This window comes from Candidatus Delongbacteria bacterium, from assembly GCA_041675285.1.
Lineage (GTDB): Bacteria > CAIWAD01 > CAIWAD01 > CAIWAD01 > CAIWAD01 > CAIWAD01.
The window spans coordinates 394451-410299 of sequence record JBAYTZ010000001.1 but is presented as its reverse complement, the minus strand read 5'-3'; the positions used below and the strand labels follow the sequence as shown (position 1 = coordinate 410299).

The 15849-nt window shown below is 70.1% G+C and carries 15 protein-coding genes; all 15 read right to left on the bottom strand.

All coding sequences use genetic code 11. From position 1 onward, the window contains the following. Positions 1 to 28 precede the first annotated feature (28 nt). Positions 29 to 835, bottom strand: a complete 807-nt coding sequence (gene fliP / locus WC326_01515; protein MFA7329727.1) for a flagellar type III secretion system pore protein FliP — start codon at positions 833 to 835, stop codon at positions 29 to 31. Beyond that, on the bottom strand, positions 832 to 1236 hold the full coding sequence (locus WC326_01510) for a flagellar biosynthetic protein FliO (GenBank protein ID MFA7329726.1): 405 nt from the start codon (positions 1234 to 1236) through the stop codon (positions 832 to 834). The genes fliP and WC326_01510 overlap by 4 nt, the downstream gene beginning before the upstream one ends. After that, entirely contained in the window at positions 1236 to 2294 is a 1059-nt protein-coding gene (gene fliN / locus WC326_01505) for a flagellar motor switch protein FliN (protein MFA7329725.1), read from the bottom strand. The genes WC326_01510 and fliN overlap by 1 nt, the downstream gene beginning before the upstream one ends. Before the next feature lie 39 nt (positions 2295 to 2333). Next, positions 2334 to 3326, bottom strand: coding sequence for a flagellar motor switch protein FliM (gene fliM, locus WC326_01500; GenBank protein ID MFA7329724.1), 993 nt, complete (start codon positions 3324 to 3326; stop codon positions 2334 to 2336). An 868-nt stretch (positions 3327 to 4194) separates the two neighbouring features. Then, a complete protein-coding gene (locus tag WC326_01495) occupies positions 4195 to 4881 on the bottom strand; it encodes a flagellar motor protein MotB (GenBank protein ID MFA7329723.1) in 687 nt (228 codons plus the stop codon). After that, on the bottom strand, positions 4881 to 5648 hold the full coding sequence (locus WC326_01490) for a motility protein A (GenBank protein MFA7329722.1): 768 nt from the start codon (positions 5646 to 5648) through the stop codon (positions 4881 to 4883). The genes WC326_01495 and WC326_01490 overlap by 1 nt, the downstream gene beginning before the upstream one ends. Positions 5649 to 5854: 206 nt before the next feature. Further along, entirely contained in the window at positions 5855 to 7768 is a 1914-nt protein-coding gene (locus WC326_01485; GenBank protein MFA7329721.1) for a flagellar hook-basal body complex protein, read from the bottom strand. 19 nt (positions 7769 to 7787) lie between these two features. After that, positions 7788 to 8498 carry a flagellar hook capping FlgD N-terminal domain-containing protein gene (locus WC326_01480; protein ID MFA7329720.1) on the bottom strand — a complete coding sequence of 237 codons (711 nt, stop codon included), beginning with the start codon at positions 8496 to 8498 and terminating at the stop codon, positions 7788 to 7790. Continuing rightward, positions 8495 to 9466, bottom strand: coding sequence for a flagellar hook-length control protein FliK (locus tag WC326_01475; protein MFA7329719.1), 972 nt, complete (start codon positions 9464 to 9466; stop codon positions 8495 to 8497). The genes WC326_01480 and WC326_01475 overlap by 4 nt, the downstream gene beginning before the upstream one ends. Before the next feature lie 467 nt (positions 9467 to 9933). Next, on the bottom strand, positions 9934 to 10602 hold the full coding sequence (locus WC326_01470) for a hypothetical protein (GenBank protein ID MFA7329718.1): 669 nt from the start codon (positions 10600 to 10602) through the stop codon (positions 9934 to 9936). After that, the gene (fliJ, locus tag WC326_01465) at positions 10602 to 11063 is read right to left on the bottom strand and encodes a flagellar export protein FliJ (GenBank protein MFA7329717.1); all 462 of its coding nucleotides are present in this window, start codon (positions 11061 to 11063) and stop codon (positions 10602 to 10604) included. The genes WC326_01470 and fliJ overlap by 1 nt, the downstream gene beginning before the upstream one ends. A 7-nt stretch (positions 11064 to 11070) precedes the next feature. Continuing rightward, entirely contained in the window at positions 11071 to 12372 is a 1302-nt protein-coding gene (locus WC326_01460; protein MFA7329716.1) for a FliI/YscN family ATPase, read from the bottom strand. Beyond that, on the bottom strand, positions 12369 to 13109 hold the full coding sequence (locus tag WC326_01455) for a FliH/SctL family protein (protein MFA7329715.1): 741 nt from the start codon (positions 13107 to 13109) through the stop codon (positions 12369 to 12371). Before WC326_01455 ends, WC326_01460 begins: the two co-directional genes overlap by 4 nt. 148 nt (positions 13110 to 13257) lie before the next feature. Continuing rightward, a complete protein-coding gene (gene fliG / locus WC326_01450; protein MFA7329714.1) occupies positions 13258 to 14274 on the bottom strand; it encodes a flagellar motor switch protein FliG in 1017 nt (338 codons plus the stop codon). Then, entirely contained in the window at positions 14274 to 15845 is a 1572-nt protein-coding gene (gene fliF, locus WC326_01445) for a flagellar basal-body MS-ring/collar protein FliF (GenBank protein ID MFA7329713.1), read from the bottom strand. The genes fliG and fliF overlap by 1 nt, the downstream gene beginning before the upstream one ends. Positions 15846 to 15849: the final 4 nt, after the last annotated feature.

Below are 15849 nucleotides of genomic sequence, written 5' to 3'. Positions count from 1 at the left end.
CCTTCCGCGGCCGGCTGCGCTCGTTGTATCACCGGAAGCCCTCCACCAGTGAGCGCACCAGCAGATTCCAGCCGTCCACCAGCACGAAGAGCAGGATCTTGAAGGGCAGGCTGATCATGATGGGCGAGAGCATCAGCATGCCCATGCTCATCAGCACGCTGGCCACCACCAGATCGATGACCAGGAAGGGCAGATAAATCAGGAAGCCGATCTGGAAGCCCATCCGCAGCTCGCTGATCAGGAAGCCGGGCATCACCACCGTGATGGGCAGGTCTGCGGGTTTGGTGGGCCGCTCCAGCTTGGCCAGCCGCACGAACAGGGCTAGGTCCTCCGTGCGGGCCTGGGTCAGCATGAATTCCTTGAAGGGGACCTGGGCCTTGGCGATGGCCTCCTTCTGGGTGATCTGCCGGGCCAGATAGGGCTGGAGGGCGTCCTGGTTCATGCGGTCGAAGGAGGGCCGCATGATGAAGAAGGTCAAGAAGAGGCTGAGCCCGATGAGCACCTGATTGGGCGGCAACTGCTGGGTGCCCAGGGCCTGGCGCAGGAAGTGCAGGACGATGAGGATGCGCGTGAACGAGGTGCCCAGGATCAGGATGGCCGGGGCCAGGGCCAGCAGGGTCATCAGGAAGAGGATTTCGATGGCCACCACGAAGTCTGGCTTGGGGCTGGACGCGCCGCCCACCGTCAGGGAGAGCGAGGGTCCCGCGGGCCCCGGCGCCTGGGCCAGCCCGGGCAGGGCCAGCAGCAGGATCAGGGTCAGTCCGATGGCCACGACAAAAGAGAGCCGGCGCAGCGACCAGCGGCCGGGCCGAAGCGGGTGCGCGGCAGGGATCATGCGGCCGGGCCTCCCGGGGGCGGGCCGGCGGCCTGGCGCTGGCTGGCCTCGAAAAAACGCAGGTGGAAGGGATTGGGGCCGCGGCCCGCGCGGGCGATGAGCTCGTCGGCCTCCGGCCCGTTGAAGCGCCCCAGCAGGTGGATGCCGCCCTCGCCCAGGCCCAGCAGCAGCACGCGGCCCGAGACGCGCAGCAGCACGGCCTGGCGGCGCGTGCCCAGGCTCAGGGCCGAGAGGACCTCCATCGGGCGCTCGTCGGCCGCGCCCGCGGGCCGGCGGGCCTTGAGCCAGCGCAGGGTCCAGAGACCGCCCGCCAGCAGGGCCAGACTGAGGAAGAGCCGGAAGATCAGACCCAACCAGCCGGGACCGTCGGACGCCACCAGAGCCAGGCTGTCCGCGGCCATCACGCCTCCCCGGCCTGGCGCAGGCGCTGCTCCAGCGGCACCAGTTCCGTCACCCGCACGCCGAAGTTCTCGTCGATGACCACCACCTCGCCCTGGGCGAAGCGCTTGCCGTTGACGAAGAGATCCACGGGCTCGCCCACCAGCTTGTTGAGCTCGATCACCGATCCCGGGCTGAGCTCCACGATATCCTTGATGAGCATGTGCGTGCGCCCGAGCTCGATCACCACGGGCAGACGCAGGTCCAACACGCGGCCCAGGCCGCGGTCGTTGAACTTCTCCTCCAGCGGGCCGCGGGAAGCCGGCCCCTGGGGACCGAACTCGGTGAACTGGGCCTGGCGCACGTCCCGGGGCGGCGCGGGCGCGGCGGGCGGCGGACTCCCGTGCGGCGCAGCGGCGGCGGCCGGCGGGGCCGGGGCGGGGGCGGCGGCGGGACGATCCACCGAGTGGTCGGGCGGCAGGCCGAACCCGTCGTCGCCGTCGTCCGTGGCGTCCAGGTTGCCCAGCATGTCGGCCAGCTTGGCGGACAGGTCCGGCGAGAGGAGCTTCCAGAGGCGGACGGGTTCGCGGCCGTCGATCAGGACTTCCAACTCCACCAGCAGATGGCCGGCGTAGGTGGCGGCCAACTCGGCGGGCGTGACCAGCCGGGCCGGCCGCACCTCGTTGCGCAGGCTGAGACCGATCTTGCCGGAGAGTTCCGTCAGCTCGTTGCCCATGAGCTGGTTGACGGCCTCGACGATGCCGTCCAGGTGCTCCTCGGGCATGAACTCCACTTCGCCGTCGCCCATGATCATGTAGTCCACGACCCGGGCGGTGAAGGACTTCTCCAGCAGGAAGACCACGCTGCCGGGCAGGCCCTTGACGAAGGGGGCCTCCACGCAGACCAGCTCCTCATTGAAGCGGGCCTGCAGCAGGGCCTGGTCGGCGCTCTCCACGCTCAGCAGGGTGAAGCGGGTCTCGAGGTTGATGACCGTGCGGAAGATCTCGCCCGCGCGGCCGGCGAACTCCTCCTCGTTCAGCCTCAAGAGCTCGAGCAGCGCGGGGGTCAGGGAATCAGCCATGGTGTGTCCGGCTCCAGAATTCCGGCCCGGCGGGCCAGGTCACTTCTCGTTGTAGATCGGGTCTTCCATCAAGTCCACGGGCCGCGTGATGCGGAAGCCCTTGCGCTGCCCCATGCGTCCGGGCCGACCCAGGAACTTCACCTTCTCGCCCACCTCCAGCTCCAGCTCCTCGCGCTCGCGGTTGGGCAGCGTCAGCACGTCGCCCTCGCGCAGGCTGAGGAAATCCTCCAGGCTCAGGTCGACGCGCCCCAGCAGGGCCTTCAGTTCGAGCTGGCCGCAGAGGATCTTGTGGGCGATGGTGGCCTGCAGCTCGCGGTCGCCCCGGCGCTCCATCGAGAGGCGCCGGCCCTGGGTGAGGTAGGGCAGGACGGGTTCGAGCACGAAATAGGGGATGCAAATGTTCATGGGGAAGGTGTAGGCCTTCACCCGGATCTCGAAGAAGACCACGGCCACGGTCTCGCTGGCCGGGGCGATCTGGACGAACTGGGGATTGGACTCGAAGCTCTCGCGCACGAACTCCATCGGGAAGATCATCGACCAGGCTTCGTTGAGGGTCAGCACCAGCTGGTTGACCATGCGCGAGATCACGTTCTGCTCGATGACGGTGATCTCGCGGGGCTCCGTCAGCACGTCGCCCGTGCCGCCCAGCAGGCGGTCCACCATGTAGAGCACGAACTGCGGGGCCAGTTCGACGATCACCGAGCCGCCGCCCTTCTCCGTCGAGAGCACGAAGAGGCAGCTCATCTCCGGCAGGCTCATGGTGTACTCGGCGTAGGTCACCTGATCCATGGAGAGCAGGTTGATCTCCACCATCTGGCGCATGGTGCTGGAGAGGTGCGTGCCCATGGCCCGGGCCAGGCCCTCGTGGATGGTGCGCATGGAGCGCATCATGTCCTTGGAGATGCGCTCGGGGTGCTTGAAGTCGTAGGGCTGGATCTCGCGCAAATCCTCGCCCGTGGAATCCGTGGTCCGCTGGCTCTTGTAGGAGTTCAGGAGCTGATTGATCTCGTCCTGGGAGAGAATCTTGTTCATGCGAACTCCACTTGGATCAGGCCACGCAAGGGCTCTCAGGGCAAAGGCCGTGCCCAAACGGCGGAAGTTCCGAAGCGGGCGGAAAGCGCTTGGCGGTCATGGGGGCGGGGCGGATGCCAGGGGCGGGCGGGCGGCGGGCGGCGGTAATTGCTTCAGGGGCGTGGGCAAGCGCTGCCGCTTGGCGCGGTGCCTCCGCTGGCGCGGCGCCTCCGCTGGCACGGGGCCTCCACTGGCGTGGTGCCTCTGCTGGCGCGGCGCCTCTGCTGCGCGTATGCGTTTCCGCGCCGGTGCGCCGTGTTCTGTCACCTTTCTGCTGGCGCCAGAATGGTGGCATGAGCGGTTGCCCGACGGCGGTCAGGCGGCCGAGCCCGGGGACTGCCGGGAGCCCTTGTTTGCCACCTTTCTGCTGGCGCCAGAAAGGTGGCGCCAAAGAGGCGCTTTTTCTCACCCGCCAGAGTCAGCCCGCCTCCCGGCGGGCTTCCGCTGGCGGCAGCACTTCCTTCCTGCCACCGCGTAGTTGGTTCGCGCTTCGCGCTTCACCTATTTTCTGGTTCAGGCCTGCGGCCTTCACCGGGGGAATCGTAAAACGGAAGTGAGAGGCTGGGACGATTTGCCCGCATGGTGTCAGGCGCTTCGCCTTCGGCGCGACACGCACAGGCAAGCGAGGTGAAGCCCGCAGGGCTGAACCAGAAAATGGGTGAAGCCGTCAGGCGAACCACCTACACGGCACCAGGAAGGTCTTTGGCCGGCCGTCTGTTCGACGGCGGCCGTGAGGCCGCCTAGTTACGGCCGCTGAAAAGAGGCTCTTTCTTTGGGCGTCTTTCTTTGAGCCAGCAAAGAAAGACGCAAGAACCTGGCGCTGTCGGCGCTACTTCTGGCGCAAGAGGTAGATCTCCACCCGGCGGTTGCGCGCCATGTTCTGCGGGCTGTCGTTGGGCACCATGGGGCGGAACTCGGCGAAGCCCTTGGCCACCAGCTTGCGGGCAGGCACCAGGTTGAGGCGCTCGAGATAGTGCAGCACGGCCACGCTGCGCGCGGTGGAGAGTTCCCAGTTGGACGGGAAGCGCGCGGTGCGGATGGGCGTGACGTCCGTGTGGCCCTCCACCTGCAGCTCGGCCACCTGGATGGTGCGGATCACGCCGGCGATGGCGTCCAGCACGCCCAGATAGCGCGGGTTGAGCGCGGCGTCCCCCGGCGGAAAGAGCACCTCGTCCTGGAGGATGAAGCGCACGCCCTGGCTGTCCCAGAAGACGCGCACCTGCTCCTGCAGCTTCTCCTTGGCCAGCTCGTCCCCCAGCTCGGCCACGGCGCGGTCGAAGTCCGTCGCCCGCAGGGCCTCGGGCACCTCCACGGCGTTCTCGCCCGTGCCCGGTTTGAAGATCCCCTCGCCACCCTTCAGGCTGCCCACGGCTTTGTGGAACTGGGACATCTCCAGGGTGGAAAAGCTGACCAGCAGGATGAAGAAAACCAGCAGCAGGCTCATCAGGTCGCCGTAGGTGGTGGTCCAGCCCGGCGCCGCGGGGGACTCGGGGGGCTTGGAGACCTTGCGGGCCATCAGTCCCGGCCTGGGATGCTGCGACCGCCCGGCGGCAGGAAGGTGCGCAGCTTCTCGGCCACCAGCCGCGGATTGTCTCCGTTCTGGATCGAGAGGATCCCCTCGACGATCAGGGTCTTGCGGTTCAGTTCTTCCTTGGAGCGCAGCGCCAGTTTGCCCGCGATGGGCAGGGCGATGAGGTTGGCGATGATCGAGCCGTAGAAGGTGGTGACCAGGGCCGTGGCCATGCCGATGCCGATCTTGGAGGGGTCGTCCAGGGCCTGGAGCATCTGGATCAGGCCGATGAGCGTGCCGATCATCCCGAAGGCCGGGGCGTAGGTGCCCACCTGCAGCCAGAGGTACTGGCCCGCCTGGTGGCGCTCCTCCAGCGTGCTCATCTCGATTTCCAGGATGCTCTTGATGATCTCGGGCTCGGTGCCGTCCACGGCCAGGCGCAGGCCGTCGCGCAGGAACTCATCCTCCACCGAATTCAGGGACTCCTCGATGGCCAGGATGCCCTCCCGGCGGGCGCGCTCGGCGATCAGCACCAGGGTCTGGATGGTGTCGTTCAGGCCGGGCTCGCGGTGGAAGATCACCTTGAGGAAGGTGCTGTTCATGCTGCGCACGCTGGACAGCGGGAAGTTCATGAAGATCGAGCCGGCGGTGCCGCCCAGCACGATGAGCAGGGAGGCGAAGTCCACGAAAAAGCCGGCGCCCGGCTGGGAGGCGATGGCCCAGACCACCAGGCCCCAGCCGACAACCAAGCCGATGAGCGTGGAGAAATCCATGCCCCCTCACATTCCCTGACCTGCCGCTTGCCACCCGAGCGGAACCCGTTGCCTCGGCCTTATCGGCTCGCGCGCGACTTTCCTGCAACCGAACCAAGCCCGGGAGCGCACCCGGGCGGGAAAAATGCGCGCGGCCGGCGGTGCGGGTCCCCCCTGTGGGCCCGTTCCGCCGGCCGGCGTCCCCCGTCGAGGCGTCGGGAGGGGGATCAGCGCTTGAGCTGGATCACCTCTCCCAGGATGGTGTCGCTGGTGCTGATGACCCGGGCCGCGGCCTGGAAGCCGCGCTGGGCCAGGATCATCTCGGTCAATTCCTTGCTCAGGTCGGTGTTGGACATCTCCAGGTAGCCGCTCTTGATCACGCTGGCGAGTTCGCTGCCGGCCAGGCCCAGCCGGGGCGTGCCGCTGGCGCCGGTCTCCACGAAGTTGGAACCCCCCGCCGCGCTCAGGCCCGCCGTGTTGGTGAACTCGGCCACCAGCACCTGGGCCAGCGTGCGCGTGTCGCCGTTGGAGTAGACGCCCTGGATCCGCCCGTCGTCCAGGAAGTCGACGGACTCCAGCTCGCCCATGGCCCGGCCGTTCTGGCTCATGGCCAGGCTGGTGGTGGTGTAGGCGGTCTGGGTCAGCCCGTCCAGAGCGCCCACCGTGCCCGCGTCCAGGCCGATCTGCACCAGGGCACCGTTGCCCGGATCAAAACTGAGTGCGGCGGCGCCGTTGTCGTAGGTGAAGGAACCCAGGCTGCCGTCCTGCTCGGAGAAGCGCACCACGCCCGTATTGCCTGAGATGGTGCCGGCGGGCGGGGGGACTGTCGCCTCCCAGTACCACATGTTGGCTTCCTCGCCGCGCGTGAAGGACACGCTCATGGTGTGGCTGGCGCCCAGGCTGTCGTAGACCACGATGCTGGTCTCGTGCACGGTGTCCTCGGTGGCCACCTGGAAGGTGCCGGCCTGCAGGCCGCCCGCCGCCAGCACGGTGACCCCGCCGCCGCCCAGGTCCAGCACGTCCGTCACCTGGCCGTCCAGCGGGTTGACTTCGCCCAGGGCGATGGGCACCTGCTCCAGCACCACGCCGCGGGTGGTGGTGAACACGCCCGAGGCCGCCAGGGTGGAGTCCGTCCCGTTGTCGGCGGTGATGGAGGCCGCGCCGAACAACTGGGCCAGTGCGTTGCCGTTCGTCTCGCTCAGGGCCACGTTGTTGCCGGTGCCCACGCCGAAGCGCGTGCGCGAGAGCACGAGTTCGCCGTTCTCGAGGCTCAGGTCCACGCCGCCCACTCGCGACTCCACCAGGGCCATGAACTCCGACAAGGTGGTCTCGGCGTCGAAGCCCGTCACCTCCACAGGCGTGCCGCCGTCCACCGTGAGACTCAGCGAGCCGAAGGTGTCCACGCCCAGCGAACCCAGGGTCATGCTGCCCGTCAGCGCGCCGGGCTGGCTGGCGTTGGTCCCCGTGAAGCGGCTCTGGGTGGCCGCGGCGCCGGTCACGGTGACGTTCCAGGTGCCGCCCAGGCCGTTGACCGCGCGGCCGGAGACGCCGGTCACGCCCGCCGAATTGCCCAGGCTGACCAGGCTGGCGTCGCTCTCGGTCATCTCGGCGTTGAGGTTCTGGGAGAAGACCACCTCGCTGGTGGCCTGGGCCGGCGAGGCCTCGGTCAGGGGCAGCACCACGGCGCCCATGTCCGTCACGGCGGGCAGGTTGCCGCCGGCGTCGGCGTTCAGGCCCAGCACCGACTGGCCGTCCGCCGTGACCAGCGCGCCCAGCGGGTTGATCTGGAAGGCGCCGTTGCGCGTGTAGTAGGTGCCCGAGGCGTCCTGGACGGCGAAGAAGCCGTCGCCGTAGATGGCCAGGTCGGTGGTGTTGCCCGTCAGCTCCAGGTTGCCCTGCTCGTAGATGCGGTCGATGCTGGCCACCTTGGTGCCCAGCCCCACCTGCATGGGAACCTTGCCCGCGGCCGTGCCGGTGGGCTCGGAGGCGTAGCGCAGGGTCTGGCTGAAGGCGTCTTGGAAGTTCACGCGGCTGCGCTTGAAGCCCACCGTGCTGGCGTTGGCGATGTTGTTGCCCACCACGTCCAGCTTCTGCTGGTGGCCGAGCAGGCCCGAAATTCCGGTGTACAAACTGCGATTCATCCGTGCCTCCTTGGCCGCTTCACCAATTCCAGTCGTTTCTCGCGTCCTGCGCCGGGGAGCCGTCCTCCTCGTCCGCGCTCACCTCACTCACCTGGCCCAGGGTGAACTCCTCCCCCCGGCTCACCAGGTAGGGCACGCCCTCGCGGAAGCGCACAGAGTCCACCCGGCCGCTCCAGAGCGGCCGCACGGTCAGGTCCTCGCCCGCGCTGTCCGTGGCGCTCAGGCGGATCGTGTAGGTCCCGTCCGCCAACTCCTCGCCCGCGCCGTCGCTGCCGTCCCAGTTCCAGGACGACTCCTCCGGCGCACTCAGGGTCTGGCGCCGGACCACGGCGCCCGTGGAATCGAGGATCTCGATCTCCAGGCTGGCGGGAGTGGACTCCGTCTCCCAGCGCAGGGTGGCCGCGCCGTCCGCCAGCACCACGCGGTCGTCCAGGGCCGTCACCGTGCTGCCCACCAGATCCGCCGCCATCCCGCCCTGGAGGGCCGTGGCCACGGACTGGCTGGCCGTCAGGTTGTCTTCCAGCGTGCCCTGCATGTTGGTCATCAACTCTAGGCTGCTGAACTGGGCCAGTTGCGCGGCGAACTGCTGGTTGTCCATGGGATTGAGCGGATCCTGGTTGGAGAGCTGGGTGACCAGCAGATTGAGGAACTCGCTCTTGCCCATGCTCGAGGCGGAGGCCACCTGGCTGCCCAGATAGCTGCTCGACCCCACTCCCGTGACCGTGCTCATCTCGCTCCTCCCGCGCCGCCGCGCCGCAACAGGCTCTCCAGGCGGCTGGCAAATTCTTCCCCGGGCGGACCCGATGGGGATTTTCGTTCCCCGGCCGCCTCGCCCTCCGCCTCGTCGGGCGCGCGCCGCTTGCCGGACGAGTCCGGATCCGTGGCCGTGGCCGGAACGTCCTCGGACAAAGCCGGGAGCGGGCCGGGCGGCTCCGTGCCAACGCCGGCGCCCGGCGACTGCAGGCGCAGCTCGTCCAGCCGCACGCCCGCCGCCAGGAGCCGGTCGTGCAACTCCTGCGCCTGATTCTGCAATTGTCGGGCCGTGTCGGCGCTGCCGGCGCGGATCTCCAGTCGCCAGCCCCCCTCCGCGCGCTCCAGCAGGAGGTCCAGATGCCCCAGTTCGGCGGGTTCAAGGCTCAGGCGGGCCTGGCCGCCATCGCTCAGCCGGAGCTGGTCCACCCGGCCCTGGAGCTGCTCCAACAGGGCATTCCAGCCCGCGCGGGCCTCCGTGAGGACGGTGCTGTTCCGGGCGGCGGCCAGGCGGCCGGCCACGGTTGCGGTCGCGGTCGCGGCGGGTCGGGATTCGATGGCCGGCGGCGGAACCGGCGGCAGCGCCACGGGTGCTGGAGACGGGCCCGCGCTCGCGTCGGCCGGCGGAGTCGCGTGTGACACGGGCGCTGCGGACGGTTCGGGCGTCGGCCGGGTGGCGCTCTCCTGGGCCGCTGAGCGCTCCGCGGTGGCAAGGGGCGCAGCGTGGCCCGGGTTCGACGGCGCCGGGGCGGGATCCGGCGTGGTGCCCGCCTCCGGCCGGTGCTCGGCCTGGCTGGCAGAGCGATCGGCTGTCTCACGCGCCGGCTGGGCTGCCGGGGTGGCCCGCTCGCCGGCCTGTTCGCGCAAGCGGGCCTCGCGCCACGCGGCCCGGGCGCGGACCTGGTCCGCCAGGACGGCGGGCGGAGCCTGCGCGCGGAACTGGATCACCGCCTGCCGGCTGTCCGGCGCGTCGGCCGCGGGCAGTTGGTGACCGGGGACGGGTGCTGGCAGGGCTTGCGTCGATTTGGCAGTGGATGCAGGATGGTCAGCCGGCGACGCGGAAGGCGCCGGCTTCGGCTCCGTTGGGCCGGCCGGGTCGCGGGGGACCGCCTGCGCCCCGGCAGCGACACGGGTTGAGCAGGAGACACGGGACGCCTGGGAGCCGCCCACGCCCGCGCCCGGCGGCTTGGCGGTGTTGGCGCGGCGCAACGGGGAGGCGGAGTCCGCCGCCGCGGAAGCCGGGCTGCGCGGGTCCCGGGGCCGGATCAGCAGCTGGGCCAGGGCCTCGCCCTCCGCCCCGCCGGGTTCCAAGCGGCGCCGGCGCCGGGCGCCGGAATTCGGCGTCCGCGATTCAGGTGCCGGCGCGGCCGGGCCGGCGGCCGGCAGCGGGCCGGGGGAGGCCGTGCCCACGGCCCTCAGCCCTTCGCCTTGACGCGCCGGGCCTTCTCCTTGGCCTGCTCGCGGATCAGCGTGCTGATGCCCGCAGCGCGGTCCGGCGGCATGGCGGCCAGGATCTTGGCCGCGGTGCGCTCCTCGATGGAGAGCAGGATCGCGGCCACGGAGGCGTTGTCCATCTTCTGCAGGACGGGGGCGGCCTTGCGCGGCTGCATGCTGCCGAAGACCCGGGCCAGCCGGGCCGCCTCCGCGCTGCTCAGCATGACGTCGCGCTGGCGCAGCGTGTCCAGCTCCTGCTGCAGACGCTCCATCTGGGTCTGCAGGCGGCGCGTGGTGTCCACGGTCTTGTGGAGCGAGTCCTCGCGCTGGCTGACCACCTGCTTGAGCTCCTGGATGTGGGTCTTCAGGCTGTCCACGGGTCGCCGCTTCAGGCTGTCCGCGTGGGCCGCGCTGTCGGCGGGGACCTGCAGGCTGTCCACGGCGGCGTGGGGCACCGCGGCCGCCGGTGCCTGGGCCCGGCGCTTCTGCACGATGACCAGGGCCACGCCCACCATGATGGTGGTGCTGAGGATGAAGTAGCCGGCCCAGATCAGCAGGCCTCCCAGCTTCTTCTTGGGGGGCGGGGGCGGCGGAGCCTCGACCTCTTCCTCGATGTCCTTGCCCCTGGTCTTGCTCGGGTCCTTGGCCATCAGTCCTCTCCGTGTTCAGGATCGTTGCGGCGCCGATTCTCGCGCAGGCCGATCTCATCCAGCGCCCGCCGCTCGGCGCGGCTCTCCTCCAGCCGCAGGCGGATCCGCAGCCGCTCGCGCCAGTGCTCCAGGGCCTGGCGCTCCCGGGCCGCGCTGCCCAGCTCCACGCGCAGGACGCCCAGCCGCGGCTGCCAGTCCCGCACCAGCCGCTCGCGCTGGGTGAGGCCCCGCTGGCGCTGATCCAGGTAGCTGCGCAGCAGAGTCAGGCGCGCGGCGGCCAGTCCGCCGCCTAGTTCGTCCTGCCAGATCCGGCGCGCCTCCTCCAGCTGCCCCTCGGATTCGAGCAGGGCGCGGCGGCGCTCCTCGTCCTCGCGCAGGCCCAGGGCCAGCTGCAGGCTGGCCTGACGCTCCCGGCGCAGGCGCAGCTTGAGCAGGCGGTCCAACCGTTTCACGCGATCCATGCGACCCTCACGCCACCAGCTCGCGCAGGCGCCGCACCGTCTCGAAGTAGTCCGTGTGCTCGGTCTGGCGCTGGCAGAGCCAGTCCCGGGTCCTGGGCATGCGCGCCACGGCCTGGTCCACGTCGGGATCCGTGCCCTTGACGTAGGCGCCCACCTGGATCAGGTCCTCCGCCTCCTGGTGCGCGGCCAGCCAGCGCAGCAAGCGGCGCACGGCCTGGTCGTGGGCCTCGTCCACCAGGTCCGGCCGCACGCGGCTGATGGAGCCCAGCACGTCCACGGCCGGCCAGTGCCCGCGCTCGGCCAGCCGGCGCGAGAGCAGCAGGTGCCCGTCCAGAATGCTGCGCGCGGCGTCGGCCACCGGGTCCGTCAGATCGTCGCCGTCCACCAGCACGGTGTAGAAGCCCGTGATGCTGCCCTCCGGCGTGCGGCCGGCCCGCTCCAGCAGGCCGGGCAACAGGGCGAACACCGAGGGCGTGTAGCCCTTGCTGGCGGGGGGCTCGCCCGCGGCCAGGCCGATCTCGCGCTGGGCCATGGCCACGCGGGTCAGGCTGTCCACCAGCAGCAGCACGTCCAGCCCGCGCGCGCGGAAACTCTCGGCCACGGCCGTGGCCAGCTGCACGCCGCGCCGCTTGAGCAGGGGCGCCTGGTCGCTGGTGACCACCACCACCACGCTCTTGTTCAGCCCCTCTTCGCCCAGGTCGCGTTCGATGAACTCGCGCACTTCGCGCCCGCGCTCGCCGATCAGACCGATCACGTTGACCTGGGCATCGGACTGGCGCGCGATCATCCCCAGCAGAACGGACTTGCCCACGCCCGCGCCGGCGAAGATCCCCAGCCGCTGGCCGCGGCCGCAGGTCAGCAGGCCGTCGATGCTGCGCACGCCCGTGGCGAAGACCTGGTCGATTCGCGGCCGCTCCAGGGCGGGCGGGGCCGCCCGGTGCAGGGGCGCGCGCCCGCTCACCGCCAGCGGGCCCTTGCCGTCGATGGGCTCGCCCATGGCGTCCAGCACGCGGCCCACCAGCAGCTCGCCCGTGGGCACCTGGGGCGGGTCCGGCCGCAGGCGGATCAGCTGGCCGGGCCGCACGCCCGTCAGCTGACCCAGCGGCATCAGCAGCGTGCGCGAGCCGCGGAAGCCGATGATCTCGGCCTCCAGCTCGCCGTCGCGCTCGCCGATCCAGCAGGACTGCCCCAGCCCGCCGTGGGGGCCGCGGCCCTCCACCACCAGGCCCGTGACCCGCTCCACCAGCCCGTGGCGCGGCCAGTGGGCGAGCCGCGCGCCTGCCTCGCGCCAGTCCTGCAGCGCCCTCATGGCTGCCGGGCCTCCAGGGCCCGCACGAGGGATTGCTCCAGGTGATCCAGCATGCCCGCGGGCGCGGCGTCCAGCAGGCCGTCGTGCAGTTCCACGCGGCAGGCCCCGGGCGGGACATCCGCGGCCTCCACCCACTCCAGCCGGCCCTGCAGGGTCTGCAGCAGGGTGCGCAGGCGCGGCAGGCGCTCCAGCAGCTCCTCGCCCAGCAGACGGCGCCGATCCCCCGGATGGAGGTGCAGGCGCAGAACCTGCTGGTCCAGGCAGGCCTCCAGCAGGGCGGCCACCTGGCGGGCCAGCCGCTCCTCGTCCAGCGGCAGCTCGCGCCGCAGGACCTGCTCGGCCAGCCAGCGGGCCAGGGCCACCAGTTCGCGATCGGCCCCTTCGTGGTAGCGCGCCGCCTCCGCGCGGAAGGCCTCCGACTGGATCTCCAGCAGGTGGAAGGCCTCCAGCAGCTCGTCCTCCACGCGCAGGCGGCCCTCTTCCAGGCCCAGCAGGTGCCCCTCGGCCCGGGACTGTTCCTGGCGCTCCGCCACGGATTCGCGCAGCGCGGCCATCTCCGCGCGCAGCTGGGTGTTCTCCGCACGCAGGGCCTCGATGCGCCGGCGGAACAACGCCAGCGCCGTGCTGGAGCGCTGGAACTCGCCCTGGTCGCCGCGGGATTCGGCGTGCGTGCCCGTGTCCACCCAGGCCACGCCCTCCAGCCGCACGCTGCCGGCCTTGAGGAGCTGCCCGCTCATCGGGCGCGGGTTCCGGAGCCACGGCTTCGGCCCCGGCGGGGTCGGGCCGGCAGGGCAACGGGCAGAGACACGAACAGGCTCACGGCTTCCTCACGTCAGTTCCGGCCGCGCGGCGCCGGGCGGGGGACCCCCGACCGGGCAAGCCGGGCTAGACCATCATGTCGCCCTCGTCGGCGGTCTTGGTGATGTAGATCTGGCCTTCGTCCTCCAGGCGGCGGATGATGTCGATGATCTTCTGCTGGACCTCCTCCACCTCGCGCAGGCGCACGGGCGGCATGTACTCCAGCTCTTCGCGGATCATCTCCGCGGCGCGGCTGGAGATGTTGGCCAGCAGGCGCTCCGCCAGGTCCGGCGTGCAGGCCTTGAGCGCCAGCGTGAGGTCCTTGTTGTCCACCTCGCGCAGCACCTTTTGGATGCTGCGGTCGTCCATGTGGATCACGTCCTCGAAGACGAACATCAGGTTCTTGATCTCGGCCGAGAGCTCCGGCGCATCGACGGAGAGCGCGGTCAGCACGGACTTCTCCACCGATTGGCCGGTCAGGTTGAGGATGTCCGCCGCGGCCTTGACGCCGCCCAGTTTGGAGCCCATCTGGCTGAAGTCGATGCGGCTCTCCAGCACCTGCTCCACGGCGGCGATGTTCTCCGGCGAGACGCGCTCCATGCGCGCGAAGCGCAGCATGGCCTCCTTGGCGATGTCGGCGGGCAGGTTGGCGATGATGATCGCCGCCTGGCTGGGGGAGAGCTGGGTGAGCACGAGGGCGATGGTCTGGGGATGCTCGCGCTGCAGGAAGCTGAGCAGCTCGTTGGAGTCCACGTTCTTGAGGACGTTGAAGCCGCGGATCTGCAGGCTGGACTTGATGCGCTTGATGATGTCCAGCGCCTTGACCTCGCCCAGCGCCGACTGGAGCAGGCTCTGCGCGTAGGACAGCCCGCCCTCCTTGATGTAGTCGGCCGCGATGGCCATTTCGTAGAAGTCGTCCTCGGCGGCCTGCAGCACGGGGGTGGGCAGGTTGCCCAGCTTGATGATCTCGCGGGCGATCTCCTCGACCTCGGTGGGCTCGAGGAACTTGACGATCTCGGAGGCCGCCTCGGGACCGATGGAGACGAAGAAGGTGGCGGCCCGCTGGACGCCCCCCATCTCGCGGAATTTTTCGGTGCCTTCCATCAGTTCCCTTCGTAGAACCAGGCCCGCACCAGCCGGGCGGCGTCATCCGGGTGTTCCTTGCAGTAGTCCACCACCTTCTTGTGGACGCGGGCGATCTGGCGCTGTTCGGGGGAGCGGGCCGCCTCCAGCTCCAGCAGCAGCGGCACCTCCTCCTCCACCTCCTCCTCGTAGGTCTCGCCGCGGGCGGAGGCCAGCATCAGGGCGCGCTTGTCGTCGAAGGCCTGGCTGATGCGCGAGTTGACCAGGGCCAGCGTGGAGCGCAGCAGGAACAGGAAGGCGATGATCCCGCCGATGAACAGGGCCTTGCGCAGGATGTCCAGGCCCAGGTCCTTGAGCTTCTCACGCCGCAGGGCGCCCAGGTCGTTCTCCTGGGTCGAGCTGTCGAAGGCCAGGTTGTGGGCCTGGATCTGGTCCCCGCGCGGCTCGCTGAAGCCCACCGCCGTGCGCACGATCTGCTCGAGCTTGGTCATCTCCTCCGGGCTGCGGGCCACGTAGTTCATCACTTCGTCGCCGTCGGCGTTCTTGCCCGCCGTGTAGGTGCCGTCCACCACCACCGAGATGCTGAGCCGCTTGAGCGCGCCCTGCTGGCCGCGCATGTGCTCCAGCACCTCGTCCACCTCGTAGTTGGTGATCTGCTTCTCCTCCTGGGTGGCCGTGGTGTCCTCGCCGGTGGAGCTCTCCTCGTTGAGTTCCTGGCTGCGGACGATCTTCTTCTCCGGGTCGAAGATCCGGCTGGTGCGCTCCAGATAGCCGAAGTCCAGGTCCGCCGTCACCCGCACCACGCTGCGGCCGGCGCCCAGCACCTTGTCCAGCACGTCCTGGGCCAGCTGGGTGTAGTACGAGTTCATCTTGCGCGTGAGTTCGATCTGCTTGGACGAGCGGCCCAGGCCCTCGTCGTCCTCGACGGGCTCGGTGAGCAGCTTGCCCTGGCTGTCCACCACCGTGACCCGCGAGGGGTGCAGGCCCTCCACGGCGGAGCTGACCAGGGCCACCACGCCTTGCACCTCGCTCTTGGGCACGGCGTAGGACTTGTCGGTGACCACGGTGACGCTGGCCGTGGTGGGCAGCTGCTCGTCGGAGAAGAGCGAGGGCTTGGGCTGGACGATGTGCACCGTGGCGCCCTGCACCCACTCCAGGGCGTCCAGAGTCTTGGCCAGCTCGCCCTCCAGCGCCCGCTTCTGCATCACGTCCATCTCGCGGTCGCTCATGCCCAGTTTCTGCTGGTCCAGCAGCTCGTAGCCGGGGATGACGGGTTTGGGTCCGCCCTCGGCGGCCAGCTTGACGCGCAGCCGGTAGAGGTCGGCCCGGGGCACCTCGATGGTCCCGCCGCCCTGGCTGAGCCGGAAGGGGGCCTTCTGCTCCTCGAGCTTGGAGACGATCTTGGCCGCCTCCACCTCGCTCAGGCCGGAGTAGAGCGGCGCCCAGTCGGGCTGGGAGGCCCACCAGAAGGTGACGCCCAGCACCACCAGCAGGGTGGCCGCCGCGCCGCCCATGAAGATCAGGCGCCCGCGCTGGGGGCTGTTCCAGGTGCGTTTCAGGTTGAGCCAAAAGGCGTTCAGCCACTCAGGCATTCAC

Excerpts from the sequence above, each read along its gene's own strand:
- fliP (MFA7329727.1), bottom strand. The coding sequence starts at position 835 with ATGATCCCTGCCGCGCACCCGCTTCGGCCCGGCCGCTGGTCGCTGCGC.
- WC326_01510 (MFA7329726.1), bottom strand. The coding sequence starts at position 1,236 with ATGGCCGCGGACAGCCTGGCTCTGGTGGCGTCCGACGGTCCCGGCTGG.
- fliN (MFA7329725.1), bottom strand. The coding sequence starts at position 2,294 with ATGGCTGATTCCCTGACCCCCGCGCTGCTCGAGCTCTTGAGGCTGAAC.
- fliM (MFA7329724.1), bottom strand. The coding sequence starts at position 3,326 with ATGAACAAGATTCTCTCCCAGGACGAGATCAATCAGCTCCTGAACTCC.
- WC326_01495 (MFA7329723.1), bottom strand. The coding sequence starts at position 4,881 with ATGGCCCGCAAGGTCTCCAAGCCCCCCGAGTCCCCCGCGGCGCCGGGC.
- WC326_01490 (MFA7329722.1), bottom strand. The coding sequence starts at position 5,648 with ATGGATTTCTCCACGCTCATCGGCTTGGTTGTCGGCTGGGGCCTGGTG.
- WC326_01485 (MFA7329721.1), bottom strand. The coding sequence starts at position 7,768 with ATGAATCGCAGTTTGTACACCGGAATTTCGGGCCTGCTCGGCCACCAG.
- WC326_01480 (MFA7329720.1), bottom strand. The coding sequence starts at position 8,498 with ATGAGCACGGTCACGGGAGTGGGGTCGAGCAGCTATCTGGGCAGCCAG.
- WC326_01470 (MFA7329718.1), bottom strand. The coding sequence starts at position 10,602 with ATGGCCAAGGACCCGAGCAAGACCAGGGGCAAGGACATCGAGGAAGAG.
- fliJ (MFA7329717.1), bottom strand. The coding sequence starts at position 11,063 with ATGGATCGCGTGAAACGGTTGGACCGCCTGCTCAAGCTGCGCCTGCGC.
- WC326_01460 (MFA7329716.1), bottom strand. The coding sequence starts at position 12,372 with ATGAGGGCGCTGCAGGACTGGCGCGAGGCAGGCGCGCGGCTCGCCCAC.
- WC326_01455 (MFA7329715.1), bottom strand. The coding sequence starts at position 13,109 with ATGAGCGGGCAGCTCCTCAAGGCCGGCAGCGTGCGGCTGGAGGGCGTG.
- fliG (MFA7329714.1), bottom strand. The coding sequence starts at position 14,274 with ATGGAAGGCACCGAAAAATTCCGCGAGATGGGGGGCGTCCAGCGGGCC.
- fliF (MFA7329713.1), bottom strand. The coding sequence starts at position 15,845 with ATGCCTGAGTGGCTGAACGCCTTTTGGCTCAACCTGAAACGCACCTGG.